This is a genomic window from Alloalcanivorax sp., assembly GCF_964221125.1.
GTDB lineage: Bacteria > Pseudomonadota > Gammaproteobacteria > Pseudomonadales > Alcanivoracaceae > Alloalcanivorax > Alloalcanivorax venustensis.
In genome coordinates this window covers 1-21,951 of sequence record NZ_CAXPXK010000094.1, presented here as the reverse complement: position 1 = coordinate 21,951, position 21,951 = coordinate 1, and the positions used below count along the sequence as shown (strand labels likewise).

Annotated in this window: 20 protein-coding genes; 8 read left to right on the top strand and 12 right to left on the bottom strand. The window is 65.4% G+C overall.

The features are described from left to right. The 3 genes from ACEQZD_RS11155 to ACEQZD_RS11145 form a co-directional block, all read right to left on the bottom strand. Window positions 1–826 (bottom strand): CHAD domain-containing protein (locus ACEQZD_RS11155; protein WP_370185467.1); only part of this gene is annotated, 826 nt, incomplete at its 3' end. A gap of 146 nt (window positions 827–972) precedes the next feature. Beyond that, window positions 973–2,466 (bottom strand): flavin-containing monooxygenase, encoded by a 1,494-nt coding sequence (locus ACEQZD_RS11150; RefSeq protein ID WP_370185465.1) that lies wholly within the window; start codon window positions 2,464–2,466, stop codon window positions 973–975. A gap of 181 nt (window positions 2,467–2,647) precedes the next feature. Further along, window positions 2,648–4,054 (bottom strand): flavin-containing monooxygenase, encoded by a 1,407-nt coding sequence (locus tag ACEQZD_RS11145; protein ID WP_372530077.1) that lies wholly within the window; start codon window positions 4,052–4,054, stop codon window positions 2,648–2,650. Here ACEQZD_RS11145 and ACEQZD_RS11140 point away from each other — a divergent pair. Continuing rightward, complete coding sequence (locus ACEQZD_RS11140) at window positions 4,011–4,640, top strand: hypothetical protein (RefSeq protein WP_335629620.1); 630 nt, start codon at window positions 4,011–4,013, stop codon at window positions 4,638–4,640. The genes ACEQZD_RS11145 and ACEQZD_RS11140 overlap by 44 nt on opposite strands. 20 nt (window positions 4,641–4,660) lie before the next feature. Here ACEQZD_RS11140 and ACEQZD_RS11135 read toward each other — a convergent pair whose 3' ends face one another. Continuing rightward, entirely contained in the window at window positions 4,661–5,590 is a 930-nt protein-coding gene (locus tag ACEQZD_RS11135) for a ferritin-like domain-containing protein (protein ID WP_370185460.1), read from the bottom strand. Between the two features lie 18 nt (window positions 5,591–5,608). Then, window positions 5,609–6,442 (bottom strand): SDR family oxidoreductase, encoded by an 834-nt coding sequence (locus tag ACEQZD_RS11130; RefSeq protein WP_214012478.1) that lies wholly within the window; start codon window positions 6,440–6,442, stop codon window positions 5,609–5,611. Between the two features lie 80 nt (window positions 6,443–6,522). Here ACEQZD_RS11130 and ACEQZD_RS11125 point away from each other — a divergent pair, with 80 nt between their 5' ends. After that, a complete protein-coding gene (locus tag ACEQZD_RS11125) occupies window positions 6,523–7,143 on the top strand; it encodes a TetR/AcrR family transcriptional regulator (RefSeq protein ID WP_214012479.1) in 621 nt (206 codons plus the stop codon). A 4-nt stretch (window positions 7,144–7,147) separates the two neighbouring features. On the opposite strand, the gene ACEQZD_RS11120 is transcribed toward ACEQZD_RS11125, so the two are convergent. The 3 genes from ACEQZD_RS11120 to ACEQZD_RS11110 all read right to left on the bottom strand — a co-directional run bounded on the left by ACEQZD_RS11120 (window position 7,148) and on the right by ACEQZD_RS11110 (window position 12,555). Further along, window positions 7,148–7,603, bottom strand: coding sequence for a DUF2147 domain-containing protein (locus ACEQZD_RS11120; protein WP_370185457.1), 456 nt, complete (start codon window positions 7,601–7,603; stop codon window positions 7,148–7,150). Window positions 7,604–7,785: 182 nt separating this feature from the next. Continuing rightward, window positions 7,786–8,919, bottom strand: coding sequence for an alanine--glyoxylate aminotransferase family protein (locus ACEQZD_RS11115; protein WP_335629622.1), 1,134 nt, complete (start codon window positions 8,917–8,919; stop codon window positions 7,786–7,788). Between the two features lie 345 nt (window positions 8,920–9,264). Beyond that, window positions 9,265–12,555, bottom strand: a complete 3,291-nt coding sequence (locus ACEQZD_RS11110; RefSeq protein WP_370185455.1) for a carboxyl transferase domain-containing protein — start codon at window positions 12,553–12,555, stop codon at window positions 9,265–9,267. 161 nt (window positions 12,556–12,716) lie between these two features. Between ACEQZD_RS11110 and ACEQZD_RS11105 the strand changes: the two genes are divergently transcribed. The 3 genes from ACEQZD_RS11105 to ACEQZD_RS11095 all read left to right on the top strand — a co-directional run bounded on the left by ACEQZD_RS11105 (window position 12,717) and on the right by ACEQZD_RS11095 (window position 16,055). Continuing rightward, window positions 12,717–13,352, top strand: coding sequence for a TetR/AcrR family transcriptional regulator (locus tag ACEQZD_RS11105; protein ID WP_370185453.1), 636 nt, complete (start codon window positions 12,717–12,719; stop codon window positions 13,350–13,352). Between the two features lie 69 nt (window positions 13,353–13,421). Next, window positions 13,422–15,299, top strand: coding sequence for a choice-of-anchor I family protein (locus ACEQZD_RS11100; protein WP_370185451.1), 1,878 nt, complete (start codon window positions 13,422–13,424; stop codon window positions 15,297–15,299). A gap of 315 nt (window positions 15,300–15,614) precedes the next feature. Next, window positions 15,615–16,055: a MarR family winged helix-turn-helix transcriptional regulator gene (locus ACEQZD_RS11095; RefSeq protein WP_335629626.1), complete on the top strand. Its 441-nt coding sequence runs from the start codon at window positions 15,615–15,617 to the stop codon at window positions 16,053–16,055. 19 nt (window positions 16,056–16,074) lie between these two features. Here the strand turns inward: ACEQZD_RS11095 and ACEQZD_RS11090 are convergent, their stop codons facing one another. Next, complete coding sequence (locus ACEQZD_RS11090) at window positions 16,075–16,695, bottom strand: HD domain-containing protein (protein ID WP_370185449.1); 621 nt, start codon at window positions 16,693–16,695, stop codon at window positions 16,075–16,077. A gap of 137 nt (window positions 16,696–16,832) precedes the next feature. Here ACEQZD_RS11090 and ACEQZD_RS11085 point away from each other — a divergent pair, with 137 nt between their 5' ends. Together ACEQZD_RS11085 and ACEQZD_RS11080 are read left to right on the top strand one after the other, a co-directional pair. Next, window positions 16,833–17,528 (top strand): Crp/Fnr family transcriptional regulator, encoded by a 696-nt coding sequence (locus ACEQZD_RS11085; RefSeq protein ID WP_214012487.1) that lies wholly within the window; start codon window positions 16,833–16,835, stop codon window positions 17,526–17,528. 124 nt (window positions 17,529–17,652) lie between these two features. Beyond that, window positions 17,653–17,931, top strand: coding sequence for a hypothetical protein (locus ACEQZD_RS11080; protein ID WP_370185447.1), 279 nt, complete (start codon window positions 17,653–17,655; stop codon window positions 17,929–17,931). A gap of 106 nt (window positions 17,932–18,037) precedes the next feature. On the opposite strand, the gene cysQ is transcribed toward ACEQZD_RS11080, so the two are convergent. From cysQ to ACEQZD_RS11065, 3 genes are read right to left on the bottom strand one after another with little or no spacing between them, the layout of a single operon-like run. Continuing rightward, complete coding sequence (cysQ, locus tag ACEQZD_RS11075) at window positions 18,038–18,850, bottom strand: 3'(2'),5'-bisphosphate nucleotidase CysQ (RefSeq protein ID WP_335629629.1); 813 nt, start codon at window positions 18,848–18,850, stop codon at window positions 18,038–18,040. Further along, complete coding sequence (gene nudE, locus ACEQZD_RS11070) at window positions 18,851–19,405, bottom strand: ADP compounds hydrolase NudE (RefSeq protein WP_335629630.1); 555 nt, start codon at window positions 19,403–19,405, stop codon at window positions 18,851–18,853. Between the two features lie 56 nt (window positions 19,406–19,461). Then, window positions 19,462–20,979: a flavin-containing monooxygenase gene (locus ACEQZD_RS11065; protein ID WP_370185445.1), complete on the bottom strand. Its 1,518-nt coding sequence runs from the start codon at window positions 20,977–20,979 to the stop codon at window positions 19,462–19,464. Between the two features lie 133 nt (window positions 20,980–21,112). Between ACEQZD_RS11065 and ACEQZD_RS11060 the strand changes: the two genes are divergently transcribed. Further along, on the top strand, window positions 21,113–21,951 hold an 839-nt coding region (locus ACEQZD_RS11060), incomplete at its 3' end, for an AraC family transcriptional regulator (protein ID WP_370185443.1).

The window sequence follows — 21,951 nt, the reverse complement described above, 5'->3', positions numbered from 1 at the left end:
TGAGGCTGTAGCAGCGGCGGGTGCGCTTGCGGCATTCCGCCACCCGGTCCGCCTCCAGCCGGGCGATCAGCTGGCGCACGATCACGAAGGGTTCTTTATCCTCGCTGTCTTTTTTGCGCTTGCGCAGATGCTCGTCGAGCACATGCAGATCGTGCAGCTCGCCGAGCAACTTGCCCAGCTTGCGAAACTCCTTCAGTGAAAGGGCGGAGTCGTCCAGGCTGCTTTCCAGCGGTTCCAGCTGATAGAGCTGATACTTAACCCGCTTGCGGAACCGGTGCCACAGCTCCGGCTGGTTCTCCACCACCGCTTCCAGCCCCTGCTGCCGGCCTTCGGCATAGAGCCGGCCGAAGCCTTTTTTGATCAGCTCCGCATTATCCGCTTCGATGTTCAGGTTGCGCCACAGGTAGAGGTCGGCGCGGAACACGCCTTCCAGACCTTCCGGCATCGCCGGCGACGCCAGTTCCTGCTCGGCCGCCAGGGCCTGGGCGCGCACCGCGTCGATGGCCTCGCTTTCGTAGTCGCGGGCGCCTTTGCGCAAACTCTCCAGGGTTTCGCCCATCACCTGCGTATCGCGGGCGCCGGCCAGGGCCCGTGCCGCCATGCGCAGGGCTTTGTCCTGCCGGCGCGCGGTCTTCTTGTCGACCACGCCGGCCATCACCCGCCAGATCGCCCGCAGCCGCTTCACGGCCACGCGCACCTGGTGCACCTGCTCCGGGGTCAGACTGGTCTGACCTTCAAGCAAGGAAAGTACGGTTTCGTCCTGATCGCAGGCGGCGCCGGCGAGGCGTCCCGGCAAATCCGAAGCGGATGTCGCGGCTTTGCTCATGGAGGGCTCCGATGTTGGCGGTTCTAATGGGGAGCCCGATTATGAATTTTTCCGACGACAATTACCGTGACAACTAAATGACAGCGCCCGCGAACCAAAACGCCCGCCGGACGGCGGGCGTTCAACACTGGCGTATCGCCCGGCCGTTAGCCGCGCGACACGCCCAGACCGCGGCGTTTGCCGCCTTCCGCCTTGACGAACTCCAGGGCGTCATCGTTGAGCCGGCCGTAGCGCAGGCGCGGCAGATCGTAGAGGTAGTTGCTGAGCACCTTCCAGGGTGCCTTGTCGCCCTGGCGCGGCAGCCGGTGGGCGGCGCGCTGAACGTAGCCGGACTGCAGGTCCAGGAAGGTCTTGTCGGTGTCGCTGCCGTCGTGGTCCTTCGGGGTGACCTGCTGCAGCCCCTTGCGGGACATATAGTTGAGCAGCCGGCACACGTACTCGGCGGCGATGTCCGCCTTCAGGGTCCAGGAGGCGTTGGTGTAACCGAACACCATGGCCATGTTGGGCACGTCGCGCAGCATCACGCCTTTGTACACCAGCACGTCGCGGGGCTCGCGGGTCTGGCCGTCCACCGACAGCTCGGCGCCGCCCAGCAGCTGCAGGTCCAGGCCGGTGGCGGTGATCACGATGTCCGCGTCCAGCTCTTCGCCGGACTTCAGGCGAATGCCGTTTTCGGTGAAGGTATCGATGTGGTCGGTGACGATGGACGCTTCACCACGACGCAGCACCTTGAACAGGTCGCCGTTGGGCACCGCGCACAGGCGCTCGTCCCAGGGGTTGTAGCTGGGCCGGAAGTGCTTCATATCGATGTCGTCGCCGAGCTGGCGGCGGGCGGCGGCCAGCAGGGCGCGGCGCACCAGACCCGGGCGCTGCTTGGACAGCCGGTACACCAGACGCTGCAGGCCGATGTTACGGGCCCGCGCCATGCGGTAGACCACCATTTCCGGCAGGAAACGGCGCAATTTCACCGACAGTTCGTCGCGCTCCGGCACGGTGGCGATGTAGGTCGGCGAGCGCTGCAGCATGGTGACGTGCTCGGCGTCCTTGGCCATGGCCGGCACCAGGGTCACCGCGGTGGCGCCACTGCCGATCACCACCACTTTCTTGCCGCTGTAGTCGAGGTTCTCCGGCCACTGCTGGGGGTGTATCAGACGCCCCTTGAACTGATCGGCGCCGGGGAAGTCCGGCGTGTAGCCGGCGTCATAGTTGTAATAACCGGTGCAGCAGAGCAGGAACTGGCAGGTGAAGATTTCGCTTTCACCGCTGCCTTCGTTTTCCACGCGCACGGTCCACAGACCGTCGCGGGTGGAGAAGTCGGCATCGACCATGCGGCGCTCGAAATAAATCTTGTCGTCGATGTTGTATTCGGCGGCGGTGTCGGCGATGTATTCGCGGATCGACGGGCCGTCGGCGAGCACCTTGGGCTCGGTCCAGGGGCGAAAGTTATAGCCCAGGGTGTACATGTCGGAATCCGACCGGATGCCCGGATAACGGAACAGGTCCCAGGTGCCGCCGATGCGCTTGCGGCGCTCGATCAGGGCGAAACTGCGGTCCGGGGACTGACGGCTCAGGTGACACGCCGCGCCCACCCCGGACAAACCGGCGCCGATAATCAGCACGTCGAAATGGTTATTGGACATTACTACCTCCAGCGCCGGTCCGCCGCCAGCGCGCTTTGCGCGGCTGCCGGGCGGCCAGGCTTACATTGCTCAATGGCATCTTTTCCTGGGGGGCAATGATGCCTTCGCCCGCCCGTCACCGAAAGTGCAGAGTGGGCCGTTCCGTCGTCGCTACGGCCAATCCGCTGGCGCGATCCTCCCTTCAGGCAGGCACCAGCTGATAGTCCTGCTCCTCGAACTGCGCCATCTGCCTTTGGTACTGGGTGGCGAAGCCCGGGAACATGGTGGCGTTGAAGCCGTCCTCGGTGAGGTACCAGCTCTTGCAGCCGGAGTTCCAGTTGGTTTTGGCCAGGCGCTTTTGCAGGCGCCGGTTATGCCGCTGCTGCACGTCTTCCTTCACATCCAGCATTTTCAGATTGCCGTCGAGGATGCGCAGAATGCCCTTCACCGCGTAGTCGAGCTGGGACTCCATATACACCAGCGCCGAGTTGTGGCCGGGGCCGGAGTTGGGGCCGAAGGTGAGGAACAGGTTCGGGTAACCGGCCACGTTGATGCTCTTGTAGGCCTGGGCGCCACCCTGCCATTCCTGATCCAGCCGCCGGCCTTCCAGTCCCTTGACCGGGAACGGCGTGCCGCTTTTGCTGACGTCGAAGCCGGTGGCGAACACGATGCAGTCAAGCTGATGCTCGACGCCGTCCGAGGTGCGGATGCCGTTCGGCGCCAGCCGCGCGATCGGCCAGGTGATCAGCTCGGCGTTGTCTTTCTGCAGGGCGGGGTAATAGTCGTTGGACACCAGCACCCGTTTGCAGCCGATGCGGAAGTCCGGGGTCAGCTGCCGGCGCATCCAGTCGTCTTCCACCTGGCTGTGCAGGTGCGCCAGGCTCAGCCGTTCGGCGACCTTAGTCAGCGGCGAATTCCAGATCACCGCCATGGCCATGGTTTCGTGGGTCCAGAACAGCGCCTGGCGCACCGCCTTCTGGCTGGCGGGAATTTTCTTGAACAGCTTCTTATGCCAGTCCGGCGTTTTGAAATCCGGACGCGGCACCACCCAGCCCGGCGTGCGCTGGAACACTTTCAGCGTGCCCACGGTTTTGACCAGTTCCGGAACGATCTGAATGCCGCTGGCGCCGGTGCCTATCACCGCCACGCGCTTGCCGGTGAAGTCGTAGTCGTGATCCCAGCGCGCGCTGTGAATCTTCTTGCCCTCGAATTCCTCCAGGCCTTCGATGTTCGGGAAGCTGGCGTTGGACAACGGCCCCTGGGCCATCACCGCGCTGCGGCCGCGCACCACCTCGCCTTTTTCCAGCGTCGCTTCCCACAGGCCGGCTTTTTCCTGGAACGACAGATCGGTGACGTTGCAGTTGAAGCGAATGTGTTTTTCCAGATCGAACGCGTCCACCAGATAGTGGATGTAATCGAGAATCTCGTTACTGCCGGAGAAGCTCCGCGACCACTCCGGGTTGGGCGCGAACGAATAGGAATACAGATTGGAAGGAATGTCGCAGGCGGCACCGGGGTAGGTGTTGTCCCGCCAGGTGGCGCCGACGCGGTCGCCCCGTTCCAGAATGACGAAATCATTGACCCCGGCCTGCTTCAGCCGGATCGCCATGCCCAGCCCGGCAAAGCCGGCGCCCACGATCAGCGCCGAAGCCGGCTTCGCCTGGCGCTTGGCGGCGGCTTTCTTGGGTGCCGCTTTTTTCGCGGGTGTTCTCTTAGCAGCCGCCTTCGTGCTCGCCTTTTTGGCGGCGGCTTTTCTGGCGGTGGCCTTTTTGGCTGTCGTCTTTTTAGCTGTCGCTTTCTTGGCGATGGCCTTCTTCGCCGCCGCTTTCTTGCGCGGCGCTTTAGCGGCCTTCTTCGCGGCGCCGCTGTTAACAGCGGTCTCGTCCGCCTTCACTGCAGGCTGGTCCGCGACGCGGCTTTCGTTGCTGTTGGGGGTGTCGTCATTCATAGAAATTCACTGGCTGAAAGATCGGATTGAGAGGAGTGATTGCTTGGCACTGCACTTCTACGGCAGCCGGGTTTGTGGGAGCGGGCCTTTGTGGGAGCGGGCCCAGCCCGCGAAAGGGAGCGCAAGCTCCCGGCAGGATCCCAGAGACTTGATTGATCTTGTTCTTTCAGAGGTCTCTGGAATCCTGCCGGCCGGCTTTGCCGGCCTTTCGCTTGCAAGCAAGCTCGCACAAACCTTGCTTCCGTAGCGCCCCGAGGCGCCGGGCTGTTATGCGGTCGGCTTGTAGGTAATGCCCTTCACCCAGGTCGGCATGCGGGACGGCATCACCCATTCGGGGACGCGGTCGGTGAGCTTGACCATGGCGTCCACCGGCGCGTGGTACATGCGGTTGCGGCGGTTCACCACCATCCGGCCGTGGCGGCTGATGATCTGGTACCAGGGGTTGTTGCGCCCTTCCTGGGTGCGGCCGCCGATACGCTCGAACTTTTTCATCGCCGCGTAGAGGCGCTCTTCGCCGAGGCCCATCTCGATGATGTTGTCGCGCATGCGGTTGAGCAGCGGCACATAGGAGGCGACGCCGAGAATCAGGCGCGGGTCGGCGATGGTGCCCAGCGCTTTCAGGGTCTTGAGGTAGACCGGCCCGTGGCCCTGCATTTCCAGCACGTGGAAGCCCACGCCCAGGTGGCGGGATTCGTCGTCATTGATCTTGGCGAACGCCTGGTGGCAGACCGGGTCGTCCACGGTTTCCAGCAGGAAGGTGCAGAGCGCGCCGTCCAGGGCGATCTCCAGCATCGGAATCACCGAGCCGAGCACTTCCAGGGGCATGTCGTCGCTGTAGCGGTCCAGCCACTGAATCACCAGCTTCAGGTTCTTGTTGGGCTCGGGAATATTCTCGCCGTCGAGCATGCCCCAGCGCTTCATCAGCGCCATTTCGGCGTTGGCGTGGCGCTGCTCCTCGGCGTGGAAGTAGGTGTAGATTTCCTTGAGCGTGTCGTTGGGCGCCTTCTTGGCCATGGCCGCGAAGCCGCGCGCGCCGACGTGCTCGATCCACATCAGATCGGCCATGAAGGCTTTCAGCTTGGGCCACTGCTCGGCGGTGATCTTGTCGGCGCCGGGGGCGTCCCAGTCAATGTCCGCCAGGGCCCACTGGCTGGCTTTGATTTTGGCGAGCATTTTGTCGAGATCGATGGAAGCCATGCGTGTGTCTCCTTCCAGTTAGACGAAGCGGCTCAACAGGCCGGCCCCGCGTGCGTAGGTGGTGGGCAGGTAACGCTTGGCGCGCCAGATCAGACGCGCGTCCACTTGCGGCAGAACATAAAGACGGCCCTTATCCAGGGCTTTCAGGGTGGTCGCGGCGACGCCCTCGGCGGACACCCCGGTGAGCGACACCCACTTGTTCATCAGCGGCGTCACCGAATCGTCGATGCGGCCGTCGCGGAAAATATTGGTCTTCACCACCGTGGGGCACAGCGCGGTGACGGTGATGCCCGCCCCGGCGGTTTCCGCCGCCAGCGTTTCCGACAGCGCCAGCACCGCCGCCTTGCTGGCGTTATAGGGGCCCATGCTGGGCGCGGCGGCGAAGCTGGCGGTGGAACACACATTGATGATGCCGCCGCCACCGCCGGCGCGCAGGCGCGGGGTGAACACATGGCAGCCGTGCACCACGCCCCACATATTGACGCCCATCACCCAGTGCCAGTCTTCCATGGAGATCTCGCCCACCGGCTTGCCGCCGGCGCCGACGCCGGCGTTATTGATCACCAGGGTGGGCGCTTCGCCGAACCATTCCTGGGCCCGGTCCGCCAGGGCTTCCACCTGTTCCAGCCGGGACACGTCGCAGGGCACCGCCAGGGCGTGGCCGCCCTGCTCCTGGATCGCCTCGGCGGTGGCCGTGGCGGTGGCCGGGTTGAGGTCGCTGCACACCACCCGGCCGCCGCGGCGCGCCAGCTCCAGCGCGAACGCCCGGCCGATACCGCTGCCGGCGCCGGTTACCACGGCGCGGCTGCCTTTGGAGATCTTGTTCCTGGTAAACACTTTGCTGCTGAGCATCGGGGCGAACCTCGCCGAATTGACCGTGACATTGATTAATGGCAACTTAGTCCGACTAATTGTTCGGATTCAACTCGGATATGCCTCGTAAACCCCAGCAGCCGCGCGCCCACGCCACCGTCGGCGCCATCGTCGAAGCCGGCTTTATCTCGCTCGCCCGTAACGGCGTGGAAAACACCACCACCCGGCATATCGCCGATATCGCCGGGGTCAGCGTGGGGTCGCTCTATGAGTATTTCGCCAACAAGGAAGAAGTGTTCGATGCCATGCACGAGCACATGGTCGGGGAGGTGGTGGGCATGGTGCGGCCGCTGATCCCCACGCTGGTGCGCATGGACATCCGCGAGCTGGTGGCGGAACTGCTCTACCGGTTCCGCGATCTGTTGGAGCGCGATGACGGCCGTTATCTGCGCTACATGAGTTACGCCGCCTACTTCGCGCCGCGCGATCAGATCGAGCCGGTCAACCGGCTGCTAATGGATTTGCTGATGAAGTATGTGATGCACCATCCGCAGCTGGTGCGGCTGGGCAACCTGCCGGCGATGGGCTTCATTATGATCAACGGCGGGGTGTTCACGGTGATTCGTTATCTCACCGAGCCCAACCCCACCGTGACCTTCGACGACCTGGTGCGCGGCCTGGGGGACATGGTCGCGCACTTCGTGGACGGCGAGCTGCAACGGGCGGGCAGCGCCGACTGAACGGTTATTTCAGCAGGTCGGTTTCCAGATTGGGGGCGTCACGGTCCACGCGCTGCCAGGTCTGGCTGCGGCCCAGCAGGCTGATGCCCAGGTAACCCCGCGCTTCCAGGGTGTTGTCGTCGGTCAGGGTGGCGCGGGCGCTGTAGGTCTTGCCGTTGTCCGGGGAATAGATGGTGCCGTCTTCCCACTCGTTGTCGCCGGCGTAGTCCAGCCCCTTGAGCACGGTCACGCCGAGCAGCCGGCGGCCACGCAGCTTCTCGTCCGGGTTCTCGGTGTCGTAGCGGGCCTCGCCGCTGCGCGAGCCCACCACGGTGCCCACCCAGGCGTCGTCCTCTTTATGAATCTGCACATAGCCGCCGGTATCGGTCTCCCAGATACCTTCAATGGCGTTTTCGCCGTCGGCGGCCCAGGCGGTGGCGCCGAGGGCCAGCAAGGCGGTAATCAGGATGGCACGGATCATGGTTCAGTCCTCTACTTCAGAACGGTCGTTAGGGGCAACATTTTGCAGCGCGCAAAAGAGTAAACAAAGTCGACCCTGTTGTCTGTCACTTTAGAGGGGTGAAACGGGGCGGGGTTCTTAAAACAAGATCAAATCGCCCCCGCGCGGACGGCGGGGGCGGAAGGCGGAACCGGCGGCGGCCCTCAGTCGAGGATTTTCGCCAGCGCCTGCTCCAGGTTTTCCACGGTGCGCTCGATGTTGTTGAGCTTGTCGAGCCCGAACAGGCCCACGCGGAAGGTCTTGAAGTCGTCCGGCTCGTCGCACATCAGCGGCACGCCGGCGGCGGTCTGCAGGCCTTCGCCGATAAACTTCTTGGCGTTGTGCATGCCGTCGTCGCCGGTGTAGCAGACCACCACGCCGGGCGCCTGGAAACCGCTGGCGGCCACGCTCTGAATGCCGTAGCGGGTGAACAGCGCCCGCACCCGGCCGCCCAGCTCTTCCTGCAGGGCCTGTACCACCGGGAAGCCCTGGGCGCGGGTCTCTTCCATGATGTCGCGGAAGCGCGCCAGGCCGTCGGTGGGCAGGGTGGCGTGGTAGGCGTGGCCGCCGTCCTCGTAGGCGCGCATGATGCCCAGCCAGCGCTTCAGGTCGGCGGCGAAGCTGGTGCTCTGGGTGTCCTCCAGACGGCGCAGGGCCTCTTCGCCCAGCATCACCAGGGCGGCGCAGGGCGATGAGCTCCAGCCCTTCTGCGGCGCGCTGATCAGCACGTCCACGCCGCGCGCCTTCATGTCCACCCACAGGGCGCCGGAGGCGATGCAGTCGAGCACGAACAGACCGCCCACTTCGTGGACCGCCTCCGCCACCGCGTCCAGGTAATCGTTGGGCAGCAGCAGCCCGGCGGCGGTCTCCACATGGGGCGCGAACACCAGATCCGGCTTCTCGGCACGGATCGACGCCACCACTTCCTCGATGGGCGCCGGCGCGAACGGCGCGGGTTCGCCCTCGCCCTCCACCTGACGCGCCTTCAGCACGGTCTCGGCGGCGGGGATCGAGCCCATCTCGAAAATCTGGCTCCAGCGGTAACTGAACCAGCCGTTGCGGATCACCAGGCATTTCTTGCCGGTGGCGAACTGACGCGCCACCGCTTCCATGCCGTAGGTACCGCCGCCGGGCACCACCGCCACGGCCTCGGCGTGGTAGGCCTGTTTCAGGGTGGCGGAGATATCCCGCATCACCTGCTGAAACGCCTGGGACATATGATTCAGCGACCGGTCCGTGAACACCACGGAGTATTCGAGCAGACCGTCCGGGTCTATCTCGGGCACCAGTTGAGACACAAGCACTCTCCCGACTTCAGTTCGTTTGCATGGTTTAGCGATAGGATAGTTGTTATAGAGGCGTGAGTCTTGGGCTGCAAGCTCCCCGCACCGCCGGGACGCTACGGAGCGAGAGTTGTAGGAGCTTGCCCTGCAAGCGAAGGGTGGCTTTAGCCACCCGGCAAAGGTTGCCCCGCAGGATGCCAGAGGCCTTGGCGGTACTGCCGTTAGAAAAGTCCCTGGGATCCTGCCGGGAGCTTCGCTCCCTTTCGCGGGCAAGGCCCGCTCCCACAAGCCGCCCCCACAGCCCTCTCCAAGCGCGCCTTTAGCTGTTAACTATTAACTATTAACTGTTAACTGCTTTTCTCACCATGTGTCGATCATGGGCCGGCGCTTGCCGGCGATGGGTTCGCGGCCGCCGGCGGGGGCGGCGCGCAGGCCGCGCAGCACCCAGGCGCGGGAGTCGGCCGGGTCGATGACGGTATCGATCTCCAGGGCGGCGGCCATGCTCAGGGCCTCGCCGCGCTCGTAGAGTTTGGCCACCAGCTCGTTGAACAGCGCCTGGCGCTTTTCCGGGGTCTCCTGGGCGTCCAGTTCTTTCTTGTAGGCCAGGTTCACCGCCCCTTCCAGGCCCATGCCGCCGAATTCGCCGCTCGGCCAGGAGGCGCAGAAGAACGGCGCGTGGAAGGAGCCGCCGGTCATGCCCTGGGCGCCCAGACCGTAGCCCTTGCGGGTGACCAGGGAGAACAGCGGCACGGTGAGGCTGGCGGCGGTGACGAACATGCGGCAGGTGTGGCGCACCATGGCGGTCTCTTCTTCCTCGGGGCCGACCATGAAGCCCGGGGTGTCGCAGAAGCTGACCATGGGTACACTGAAAGCATCGCACAGCTGCATGAAGCGCGACGCCTTGTCGGCGCCGGCGGCGTCGATGGCGCCGCCCAGCACTTTCGGATCGTTGGCGATCAGGCCCAGGGGCCGGCCCTCCACGCGCACGAAGGCGGTAATCATGCCGGGGGCGAAGTCCGGGCGCAGCTCGACCACGGAATCGGTGTCGGCGAACACGTTAATCAGGTGGCGCATGTCGTAGGCGTGCAGGCGGTTTTCCGGCACCGCCCGGCGCAACCAGCGCTGGTCCTCGCAGGTCCAGTCGGTGATCTCGCCCTGGAAATAGCCCATCAGTTTCTTGGCCAGGGCGGCGCCCTCTTCCTCGTCCTTAACCACGCAATCGATCACGCCGTTGGCGCGCTGCACCGAGACCGGGCCCACCTCTTCCGGCTTGAACGAGCCCAGGCCGCCGCCTTCGATCATGGCCGGGCCGGCCATGCCGATGCAGGCGTTCTCGGTGGCGATCATCAGGTCGCTGCAGCCGGCGAACACGGCGTTGCCCGCGAAGCAGCGCCCGGACACCACGGCGATGCGCGGCACCAGGCCGCTGAGGCGCGCGTACTGCAGGAAGCTGGGGCCGTCCAGGCCGGCCACCTTGGTGGCGTTGTCGGTGTCGCCGGGGCGGCCGCCGCCGCCCTCGGCGAAGAAGATCACCGGCAGTTTCTGCTGCTCGGCGATCTCCAGAATGCGGTCGGTCTTCTTGTGGTTCATGGTGCCCTGGGTGCCGGCCAGGACGGTGTAATCGTAGGCGAGCACCGCGCAGTGGCTCTTGTCTTCGCCGAACAGGTCACCGTTCACCGCGCCGATGCCGGTGATCAGGCCGTCGGCGGGGGTGTTCTGAATCAGGTCATCCAGTGAACGGCGGGCGCGCTGGGCGGCGATGGTGAAGCCGCCGTACTCGATAAAGCTGTCGGCGTCGCAGATCGCCGCCACGTTCTCCCGGGCGGTGCGCTGGCCGGTCTTGCGGCGCTTGGCCACCGCGTCCGGGCGCTGCTCGTCGCGCAGCAGGGCGTCACGGCGCTGCAGTTTGGCAAGATCCGGGCGGATGTAGTCCAGGTCGATCTCTTCCGCTTCCTGGTCGGCGTCGCCGGCCACCTCGCCGGGCTCGATAAAGTACAGCGGGTCGCCGCCGCCGACCGCGTCGCCCACCGCGAACGCCACCCGGCGCACCGTGCCGCTGACGCCGGCCACCACCTGGTGCTGCATTTTCATCGCTTCTACGAACGCCACCGGCTGGCCTTCGCGGACGCTGTCGCCCTCATCGGCCATCAGCTCCACCACCACGCCCTGCATCGGCGTGGTCACCGCTTCGGTGCCCGCCGGCCCCTGAACGGCCGCCTGGGTGGTGGCGGCGCCGGCGTCTTCGGCGGCGCCGAAATGCAGGGACGGGTGCTCCCCCTCGCCCACCAGTTCCGCCATGTGATCGTCGACGAAGCGGGTGTAGACGTGGTTCGCCGTCACCTCGTCACGGCGCAGCAGGTTCTGCAGAAAGCCGATGTTGGTGTCCACGCCCTCGATACGGAACTGGCACAGCGCCCGGTAGCCGCGCCGCACGGTGGTGGCGTAGTCACCGCGGCCGTGCACGATCAGCTTGGCGAGCAGGGAATCGTAGTGGGGGCTGGTGCGGTAGCCCCGATAGCCGAAGGTGTCCACGCGCAGGCCGGGGCCGGTGGGCGGCTCGAAGGTGGCCAGGGTGCCGCCGGCGGGGCGTGCCTCGCCGCTGGCTTCCATGGTCTCCATATTGACGCGCAGCTGCATGGCGAAGCCCAGCGGCTGCGGCGGGCGGGTCAGGCCCAGGTCCGCCAGGGAGGCGCCGCCGGCCACTCTCAGTTGCGCCTGCACCAGGTCCACGCCGGTGATCTCTTCGGTGACGGTGTGCTCCACCTGCAACCGGGGGTTGGCTTCGATAAAGGCGAAGCGGCTTTCGTCCGCGTCCACCAGAAACTCGAAGGTGCCCAGGCTGCGGTAGCCGACTTTCGCCGCCAGCCGCAGGGCGGCGTCCAGCAATTGTTGGCGGGTGTCCTCGGAGAGCGTCGGGCTGGGCGCCACCTCCACCAGCTTCTGGTTGCGCCGCTGCAGGCTGCACTCGCGCTCCCACAGGTGGACCGGCGCGTCGCCGCCGTCGCCGAGCACCTGCACTTCGATATGCCGGGCCCGGTCGATAAAGCGTTCCACATAGACGGCGTCGTTGCCGAAGGCGGCGCCGGCTTCCGCCTGGCAGCGCTTGAACGCCTCGGCCAGATCGTCGCCGGGGCGCACGATGCGCATACCGCGCCCGCCGCCGCCGGCGATCGCCTTGACAATCACGGTGGCGCCGTCGCCGAGGCCGTCGCGGAATGCCTGGGCCTGTTCCAGGGTGGTGTCGGCGCCGGTGCCGGGGACCACCGGCACCTGGCACTCCTCCGCCAGCACCCGGGCGCGGGCCTTGTCGCCGAGCAGGGCCAGGGTGTCCGCGTCCGGGCCGACGAAGATCAGGCCGGCGTCCACGCAGGCGGCGGCGAAATCGCGGCTCTCGCTGAGAAAGCCGTAGCCCGGATGCACCGCGTCGCAGCCCTGCTCCAGCGCCACCTTTACCAGCTGCTCGCCGTCCAGATAGGCGGCCACGCCCTGCCCGGACAACGCCACCGCCCGGTCCGCCACCCGGGTGTGCAGGGCCCGTTCGTCGTCGGCGGGGTAGATCGCCACGGTGGCGATGTCCAGGTCCGCGGCGGCGCGGGCGATGCGTACGGCGACTTCGCCGCGGTTGGCAATCAGCAGCTTTTTAATGGTCATGAAGCGGGGTCCGTCTTGTTCTGGGGCGGGTACGACACGCCGAGGCGCCGTCCGGGTCAGGGGCAACATAGCCAGATACTGACTTACACGTCAATTAGCATTGACAGTGGTTTTATTTACTTCCAGATTAATTGCCACACGCACAGGAGAGGAGCCGGCGCTTGGCCAGACCGAACAAAAAATCGCAACTGGGCCAGCCGCCGATGAAGACGCGGATCAAACAGGCGGCCCGCGATTTGTTTATTCAGCGCGGCCTGGCCGACGTCAGCTACGGGGACATCGCCGAGGTGGTGAACACCACGCGGGCCAATCTGCATTACCACTTCGGCAACAAGAACGCGCTGATCGAGGCGGTGTTCCAGGAGATCTTCGACAGCCTGGAAGAGCAGTTCCAGGAAGTGTGGGCCAAGCCCGGCCTGACCCTGGATCAGCGCATCGGGCTCACCGCCGAGGACTGCGAACGCCGCTTCTATGAGTTCAACAAAGACGCCAAGGGCCGCAACCCCTGGAGCCTGTCAGCGCGGGCCCGGTTCGAAAAGCATCTGCTGTCGCCGCGCATTCAGGCGGGTATTTCCGAAATGTCCCGCCACTTCGAGGACTACGTGGCCCATGCGGTGACGCTGGCGATCGGCGCCGGCGAGCTGCGTCCGGACACGCCGGTGCGCCAGGTGGTGATGCTGATCACCCCGCTCTGGTATTTCGGCTCCTTGCTGACGCAGCACAGCGGCCTGAACAAGCTGCTGGACCACTACAAGGCGGTCAGCGACACCATCGCCGCCGCCTACGGGACACATTAAAGTCATGCCGCTGTCATGTCGGGAAGGTACACACCCAGGGTGACCTTCCGATAATGACAAGGAGCTGACATGAAACTCTGGCTTGCCCTGGGCGCCGGCACCCTTGCCGCCGCCCTGCTCGCGGGTTGCGGCGGTGACGACAGCAACGACAACCTGCCCTCCTCCGAACCGCCCGCCGTCACCGGCGTAAAACTGAACTTCATGGGCCGCTACAGCACCGGCCAATTCGATGAGAGCGCGGCGGAAATCCCCGCCTACGACGCCGGCACTCAGCGTCTGTTCGTGGTCAACGCCCAGAAAGGCGCGCTCGACGTGCTGGGCATGAACGACCCGGCCAACCCGGCGCTGGTGGATACCCTGACCACCTCGGATATCGCCGCCAACACCGAAGTAAACAGCGTGGCGGTACGTGATGGTCTGGTTGCGGTCGCGGTGCAGGCGCCGGTCAAGACCGACGCCGGCTTCCTGGCCCTGTACGACGCCGAAACCTTGGAGTTGATCAGCTTTGTCGAGGTCGGCGCGCTGCCGGACATGGTGGCGTTCACCGCCGACGGTCAGTACGTGCTCACCGCCAACGAAGGCGAGCCCAGCGACGACTACAGCGTGGATCCGGAAGGCTCGGTGAGCGTGGTGGACATCAGCGACCCGCAGAACCCGGTGGCCGCCACCGCGGATTTCACCGCCTTCAACGGCCAGGAAGACGAACTGCGCGACCAGGGTGTGCGGATCTTCGGCCCCGGCGCCAACACCGCCCAGGATCTGGAGCCCGAGTACATCGCGCTGGACGCCGACGGCGCCACCGCCTGGGTGGTGCTGCAGGAGAACAACGCCCTGGCCAAAGTGGACATCGCCAGCGCCACCGTGACCGACATCCTGCCGCTGGGTGAGAAAGACATCAGCCAGGACGGCAACGCCATCGACGCCAGCGACGATGATGGCGTAATCAACATCCGCACCTTCGACGGTGTGGTCGGTCTTTACATGCCGGACGCCATTCACGCCTACAGCGCCAGCGGCGACACTTATCTGGTTACCGCCAACGAGGGCGACGCGCGCGCCTGGGGTGAAGACACCGCCGAGTACTTCGGCACCGAAGGCGCCGGCTGCGCCGGCGACCCGAGCCTCGGCTTCGTGGAAGAATTCCGCGTCAAGCACCTGGTGCACGCGGACGGCTTCGACCGCCGCTGCGGTGATGACCTGCCGCCCCAGCTGCGCGCCCTGGGCGCCGGCGGCCTGCTCAACCCCACCACCTTCGGCTACTGCGGTGCGGTGGACGGCGATCCGGGCGACTGCCGCGAGGACGACGTGCTGGGCCGCCTGAACATCACCTGGACGGAAGGCTACCGCACCGACAGCAACGGCGACCCGGTGATGTTCACCGCCGCCGGCGTGGAAGACCCGGCCGGTGATCGCATCATGTACGACACCCTGTACGCCTACGGCGGCCGCTCGTTCTCAATCTGGGATGCCGAGGGTGCCCTGGTGTGGGATTCCGGCGACGCCATCGAACAGTTCATGGCCAGCGATGACTGCATGGCCGGCGCGCAGCGCAACATTCCTTGCGCCGACTACTTCAACAGCGGCCACGACGAAGGCAGCGACTTCGACAGCCGCAGCGACGCCAAGGGCCCGGAGCCGGAAGGCCTGACCATCGGCACCTTGGGCGGCAAGACCTTCCTGTTCCTGGGCCTGGAGCGCATGGGCGGCATTCTGGTCTATGACATCACCGACCCGACCGCGCCGGTGATGCAGGACTACCTGAACACTCGCGAGGACTGGGTCACCGAGGACACCGAATCGGTGCTGGCCAGCGCCGGCGACCTGGGCCCGGAAGGCCTGGTGTTCATCCCCGCCTCCGACTCCCCCAACGACAAAGCGCTGCTGGTGGTGGGCTACGAAGTGAGCGGCACCACCGCGGTCTACGAAGTGGAAGCGCTGCGCGACTGACCCTTCCCAACACGCCACCCCGAACGCCCGACGTGCCACCGCACGCCGGGCGTTCTTCGTTTCCGGGGCCGAAAAACTGGACCCGGCGGCCCGGCCACGGCAGTCTTGCGGGTAAACACGCCTTCACGCGGCCGCCGACGCCCGGACGTTAGCCTTCCGCTTCTTCGACAGGCGCGGGTCCGCTGCACGGTTGGCGGCCATACCGGTTACACTTTGCCGACCTGAAGGCGGCGCCCCGGAGGGCGCTTGCAGGGCGTGCCGATTAAGGTCAACCTTTATGATCTACACGCATGATGAAATTGGTGGTGAATCAATATGGTTGAAGACGCTTCGCTGGACCGGCTGAACCAGTGCCTGGAAACCCTGCATTTCGCCTTCCGGGGGCTGGTGGCCGAACCCGACAGCATATTGCAAAGCCAGGGGCTGTCCCGTATCCACCACCGGTTGCTGTTTTTTATCGGCCGCAATCCGGGACTCAGCGTCAACAAGGTAGTGGACAGCATGCGGCTGACCAAGCAGGCGATTCATAAGCCGCTCAAATCCCTGGTCGAGAAAAACCTGGTCGAAGTGAGCCGGGACGCCTCCGACAAAAGGATCAAGCGGCTGGCGCTCACCGACCAGGGCACGGCGCTGGAATCCCGGCTCACCGGCATCCAGCGCGAGCTGCTCACCCACGCCTTCGACGAGGTGGGCGAAGACGGCGCCGAGGCCTGGTTCCGGGTGATGGAGACCATGGCCCGCCGGCTCGGCGTCTGACACCTGCTGTGCCGGCCTATCAGGCGGTTTGACACTGTTCCTGCTGGTCCGCGTCCAGCTTGTTCTTGTACAGCGAGCGCTTGGGCTTGGCCATCACCCGGCGCAGCATGGGCTCGAAGAACGACAGCGGCAGGGTCTCCTGCTCCGGGTCGAAGGCGGCGGCGTCGTACTTGGCGCAGAACTCCACGGTGCGGTCGAAACACGGGTGGTCGCGGTATTTCTCACGCAGGTCCGGGTCCAGGCCCAGGTGCTCGAAGAAGTAGTAGCCCTGGAAGATGGCGTGGTGCTTCACCATCCAGTGGTTTTCCTCGCTGACGAACGGCTCCAGCAGGGCGGCGCCCACGTCGGCGTGGTTGTAGGGGCCCAGGGTGTCGCCGATGTCGTGCAGCAGCGCGCACACCACGTACTCCTCGTCCTGGCCGTCGCGGTGCGCCAGGGTGGCGGTCTGCAGGCAGTGGGTGAGGCGGTCCACCGGGAAGCCGCCGCAATCGCCTTCCAGCAGCTGCAGGTGGGTGATGACGCGATCGGGCAGTTCCTTGGCGAAACCGCCGAAGGCCTGGCCGATGATCTTCCAATCCTCGGCGGTGCCCTCTTCCATATGCTTGAACTGAGCGCGCGGCTCGTCGTGATGACCGTCCATACTTCTCTCCTCGGCTGGGGCTTGAACGCCCTGGCGTTTATTGGATGTATGATGGGGAGTCTAGGCCGCGCGCCGGGCTGAGACTGTCAACGGTTTGACAGTTGGCGCGCGAGGCGGTGTTACGGGGTGTCCGGGCGATGGTCGATCACGTTCTCGAAGTACTGAAAAGCTGCTCGCTGCTGTCCGGGCTGCCCGAGGCGGCGCTCCGCGAGGTGGCGCCGCTGGCCCGGGTGCGGCCGTTCCGCGCCAACGAGGTGCTCTACCAGCGCGGCGAGGTGCAGTCGGCGCTGTCGGTGGTGGGCGCCGGCAATGTGCGCATCGGCTCCACCAACGCCGAGGGCCGGGAAATCATGCTCACCCTGTTCGAGCCCGGCGCCTGGTTCGGCGACACGGTGTTCTCGCCGGGCATGCCGCGGGTGTTCGGCGCCACCGCCCACACCGACGGCGAGCTGGTGGAGGTGCCCGGCCAGGACTACCGGGCGCTGCTGGCGCGCTATCCGGAGGCCTACCCGCGCACCCTGGACATGCTCAGCCGGCGGCTGTGGTCGGCGATCTCCATCATCGAGGACAACGCCCTGCGCGACATGCCCGGGCGGGTGGGCCGGCGGCTGCTGTTCCTCGCGCACATGCACGATCCCCAGCGCGGCCCCGGCCCGGTGACCTTCAAACTGACCCGCGAACACATCGCCAACATGATGGGCATGACCCGCCAGGGGGTGCACGGCGTGCTCAAGGCCCTGGAGCAGCGCGGGCTGATCCGGTTCAGCTACGGCCGCATCACGGTGCCGGACCCGGACGCCCTGAAGGCTTACCTGGACGAACGTGCCGGGTAGTAACTATTACCTATATGATGGCACTTTGGCATTAGTTTTGTGACGTGGTTAAAGGAAATCGCACTACCGGCCGATAACACTAGGTAACAGAGAACCACATACGGAAATATTCCGACCGTGCCGAGTGAAAACGATGCCTAGCCTGCTGCAAGACCTGCCCCTGGCGCTCGCCCTGCCCAACCCGAACCTTTGGGAGATGCTGGCCATCCCGCTGGGTGCCCTGGTGATGGTCGCGGCGGTTCTGTGGACCGGTCGGATTCGCCAGCGCCTGCTGGTCAACGTACTGGCGCTGGGCATCATGATGCCGCTGGTGCATCTGTGCATGATCACCACCGGCGCCCATATGCTCAGCCAGCGCCTGCAGCTGGTACTGCTTGATGTGATGCCGCCCTGGCTGGGCTGAACCGGATGACCGTGTCGGGTTACGGCCTGCGGCCTAACCCGACCTACCCATGACGTAGGTCGGGTTGAGCGTAGCGAAACCCGACAACCCGAGGCGGGATATATCCTCAGGCGAGCGCCGGCTCGATAAAGCGCCAGTCTTCCGCTGATTGCCCGAGCACCAGAAAGTGCGGGTTCAGCACGTCCGGCTTGTTATAAGTCAGCGGCTCAAAGTGCGTGTTCACGACAACCCCGCCGGCGGCGTTAACCACCGCGTGGGCGGCGGCGGTGTCCCACTCGCAGGTGGGCGCCAGACGCGGGTAGATGTCCGCTTCGCCTTCCGCCACCAGGCAGAGCTTCAGGGACGAGCCCATGGAGGTCTTTTCCACCGCGCCCAGTTGCCCCTCGATCAGCCGCTCGAGCGCGGCCACCTGCTCGGCGCCATGGCGGCGGCTGGCCACCATCACGATCGGCGCGTGCCGGGCACGGCACTGAATCGCGCTGCGAACGCCGCCCTCTTCCTTGAACGCCCCCAGGCCTTGCCCGCCGGAGTAGGTGATCGCCGTGACCGGCACATGCACCACGCCCAGCACCGGCACGCCACCTTCCACCAGAGCGATATTGACGGTGAACTCACCATTACGCTTGATGAATTCCTTGGTGCCGTCGAGCGGGTCCACCAGCCAGAAGCGCGGCCAGTCCTTGCGGTCCTGGTAGTCGATGCCGCCGGACTCTTCGGAAAACACCGGAATCTCCGGGGTCAGCGCCTGCAAGCGCGCTTCGATCAGGTTGTGGGCGGCGCGGTCGGCCTCGGTGATCGGGCTGTTGTCCGCCTTGTGGTCCACGTCCACGTCGCCGCGGTTGTAGATCTCAAGGATGGCGGCGCCGGCGTCCACCGCGATAGTGGAAACGGGGCCCAGCAGGGCGTTCAAATCGTTCATTCAGCGGTCCATCAGACGTTGGGTCATCAACAGGGCGGCGATCACGCGGGCTTCGGTCACGTCCTCGCGCTGCAACAGCTCATCCAGCCGTGACAGTTTCCAGGGAATCACTTCCAGAGGTTCGGGCTCGTCGCCGGGCAGGCGCTCTTCATAGAGGTCCTCCGCCAGCGCCACGGTGATGTGGTGGCCCATATAACCCGGCGACAGGGTCATGCGCTTGAGCAGGGTCAGTTTGCCGGCGCCGTAGCCGGCCTCTTCCTTGAGCTCCCGGTTGGCGGCGTCGCGCCAGTCCTCGCCATGTTCGTAAGCACCCTTGGGCAGGGTGATCTGGTAGTCCTCGACACCGGCGCCGTACTCGCGGATCAACACCACGGTGTCGCGGTCGAGCATGGGGACGCACATGACGCCGGCGATCGGCGGGGTGCGCAGGCGTTCGTAGGTGCGTTCCTCGCCGTTGCTGAAACGCAGGTGCATTTCCTCGATCCCGAACAGGCGGCTTTTCGCCACCAGGCGGGTATCGAGGATTTCCGGTTTGCGGTTGCCTTCGCGTGTCATGGCCACTCCTTTGCGACGGCGTTAAGCCTAACCGCAAAGGAGGTGGAACCCAACAATCAGGAGGCGGCTTTTTGCGGCTGGCGGGCCTTTTCCCAATGGTAGACGCGGTCCTCGACGCGGCGCGTTTTCAGCCAGTAGCGCCAGGTGCTGTAGGGCCAGATCGCCACGTTCTTGCCGTCCGCCTGCTGGTACCAGCTGCTGCAGCCGCCCTGCTGCCAGACGGTGCCGGCCACGTCTTCCTGGAGCTTGTCGTTGAAGGCGTCCATTTCGGCGCGCTTCACGTCCAGGTAGTCGCCGCCCTTGGCGTCCAGCTTGCGGATCGCGTCGCGGATGTACTCCGCCTGGCACTCAATCATGAAAATGATCGAGTTATGGCCCAGGCCGGTGTTGGGGCCGACCATCTGGAACATGTTCGGGTAGCCCGCCACGGTGACGCCCAGATAGGCCTCGGAGGCGTCCGCCCAGTCGTCCTGGAGCTTGCGGCCGTCGAGCCCGGTGATCGGGAAATCCCTCATGTAGATGCGCGGATCGACGATGAAGCCGGTGCCCATGATCAGGCAGTCCATTTCCCGTTCGCTGCCGTCGGTGAACACGATGCTGTTCTCGCGCACTTCCTTGACGCCCTCGGTGAACAGCTCCACGTTGTCGCGGTTGAAGGTCGGGTAATAGCGGTTGGAGATCATGATCCGCTTGCAGCCCAGGGTGTAGCTGGGGGTCAGCTTGCGGGCGGTTTCCTTGTCCTTGACCTGGAAACGGATGAACTGCTTGACCACTTTTTCCAGCAGACCCGCCAGGCGCGGGTGGAAGATCGGCACCACCCGGGATTCGTTGCTCCAGTAGAGCCGTACCCGGTGCAGCTTGCGCAGCAGCGGGAAGCGCCGGAACAGGGTCTTGGAGAGCTTGGAATAGCGGCGCTCGTCGCGGGGGATGATCCAGCCCGGGGTGCGCTGCACCACGGTCAGACGTTCCACGTCCGGGGCGATCCGCGGCACGTACTGAATGGCGCTGGCGCCGGTGCCCACCGACACCACCTTCTTGCCGGTGAGATCGTAGTCGTGGTCCCACTGGGAGGAGTGGAACACCTTGCCCTGGAAGCGGTCCAGGCCGGGGAAATTGGGAATCTGCGGCACATGCAGCGGGCCGCTGGCGAGCACCCAGTGCTGGCACACCACCTGGCTGCCGTCTTTCAGGTCCAGGGTCCAGAGCGCCTTGTCCTGGTCGAAGTGGGCGCCGCACACTTCGGCGTTGAAGCGGGTCTTTTCCGGGATACCGTGCTTCTCGGTGGTGCGCAGAATGTAGTCCTGGATCTCCTCCCAGCCGCTGTAGCGCGCGGACCAGTCCGGGTTGCCCTCGAAGGAAAAGGAATACATGTGCGACTGCACGTCGCAGGCGCAGCCGGGATAGTTGTTGTCCCGCCAGGTGCCGCCCACCTGCTCGGCCTTTTCCAGCAGCACGAAATCCTCGATGCCGGCTTCGCGCAGCTTGATCGCCATGCACAGGCCGCCGAAACCGCCGCCCACGATGGCCACTTTCACCGGCCGCGCGTACTGATAGACCTTCGCTCGACTGTTCATCTTGTTCTCCCTATTACCGACCACGGTCGTTGACCCTGTTGGTCATCATTGCCCGGCACTTTACCTTGTCCCGGCCCCGGATAAAGGTGTTAAGCTGACCGGAAAATTGATAATTCCGGCCAAGGTTTTCCCCATGCCCCTGCGTTCCATTCTTGCCCTGATGTCCACCGTGGATGTGCTCGAAGAGCGGGGCGTGGACTGCGCCCCGGTTCTCGCCCGCCACGGGCTGGAGCCGGAGCGCCTGGACCCGAACGGGGAAATCGAACGGGACCGCGAGCTGGCGGTGCTCACCGAGCTGCTGCCGCTGGCCGGGGACCCGCTGTTCGGCTTTGAGATGGGCCGCCGCTTCGGGCTGGCCGGCTACGGCCCCCTGACCATGCTGCTGATGACCAGCCGCACCGCCTTCCAGGGCTTTCAGATCGGCGTCCGCTACCAGGCGCTCACCTACCTCTACGGCAAGCTGTCGCTGGTGCCCGGCGAAGACACCACCAAATTGATCCTCGAGCCGGTGCCGTTGCCGGACAGCGTGCGGCGCATCCTGATCGACCGGGACATGACCGGCACCTTCAACCTGGTCAACGAGATCCAGACCCAGCTGGGCCTGAACCTGGCGCCGCTGGAAGTGTGGCTGCCGTTCCCCAAACCCGCCGAAGCGTCCATTTACGAGGATTTTTACCGGGCGCCGGTGAAATTCGACCAGCCCTGGTGCCAGGCGATCATCCGCAACCAGGACATGGCCCAGCCCCTGCCTGGCTACAACCGCACCGCCCAGGAGATGTACCAGAACCAGTGCGACGCCCTGCTGGCACGGCGCCAGGCGGAGGCCCCGGAGGGCCTGCCGGACCGCGTGGCGGCCTATCTGGAGTTGTTTATCGGTGAGTTCCCCGGCGCCGACCGGGCCGCCGCCACCTTCGACATGCCCGAGCGCAGCTTCCGCCGCCGGCTCGGCGACGCCGGGCGCAGCTATCAGAA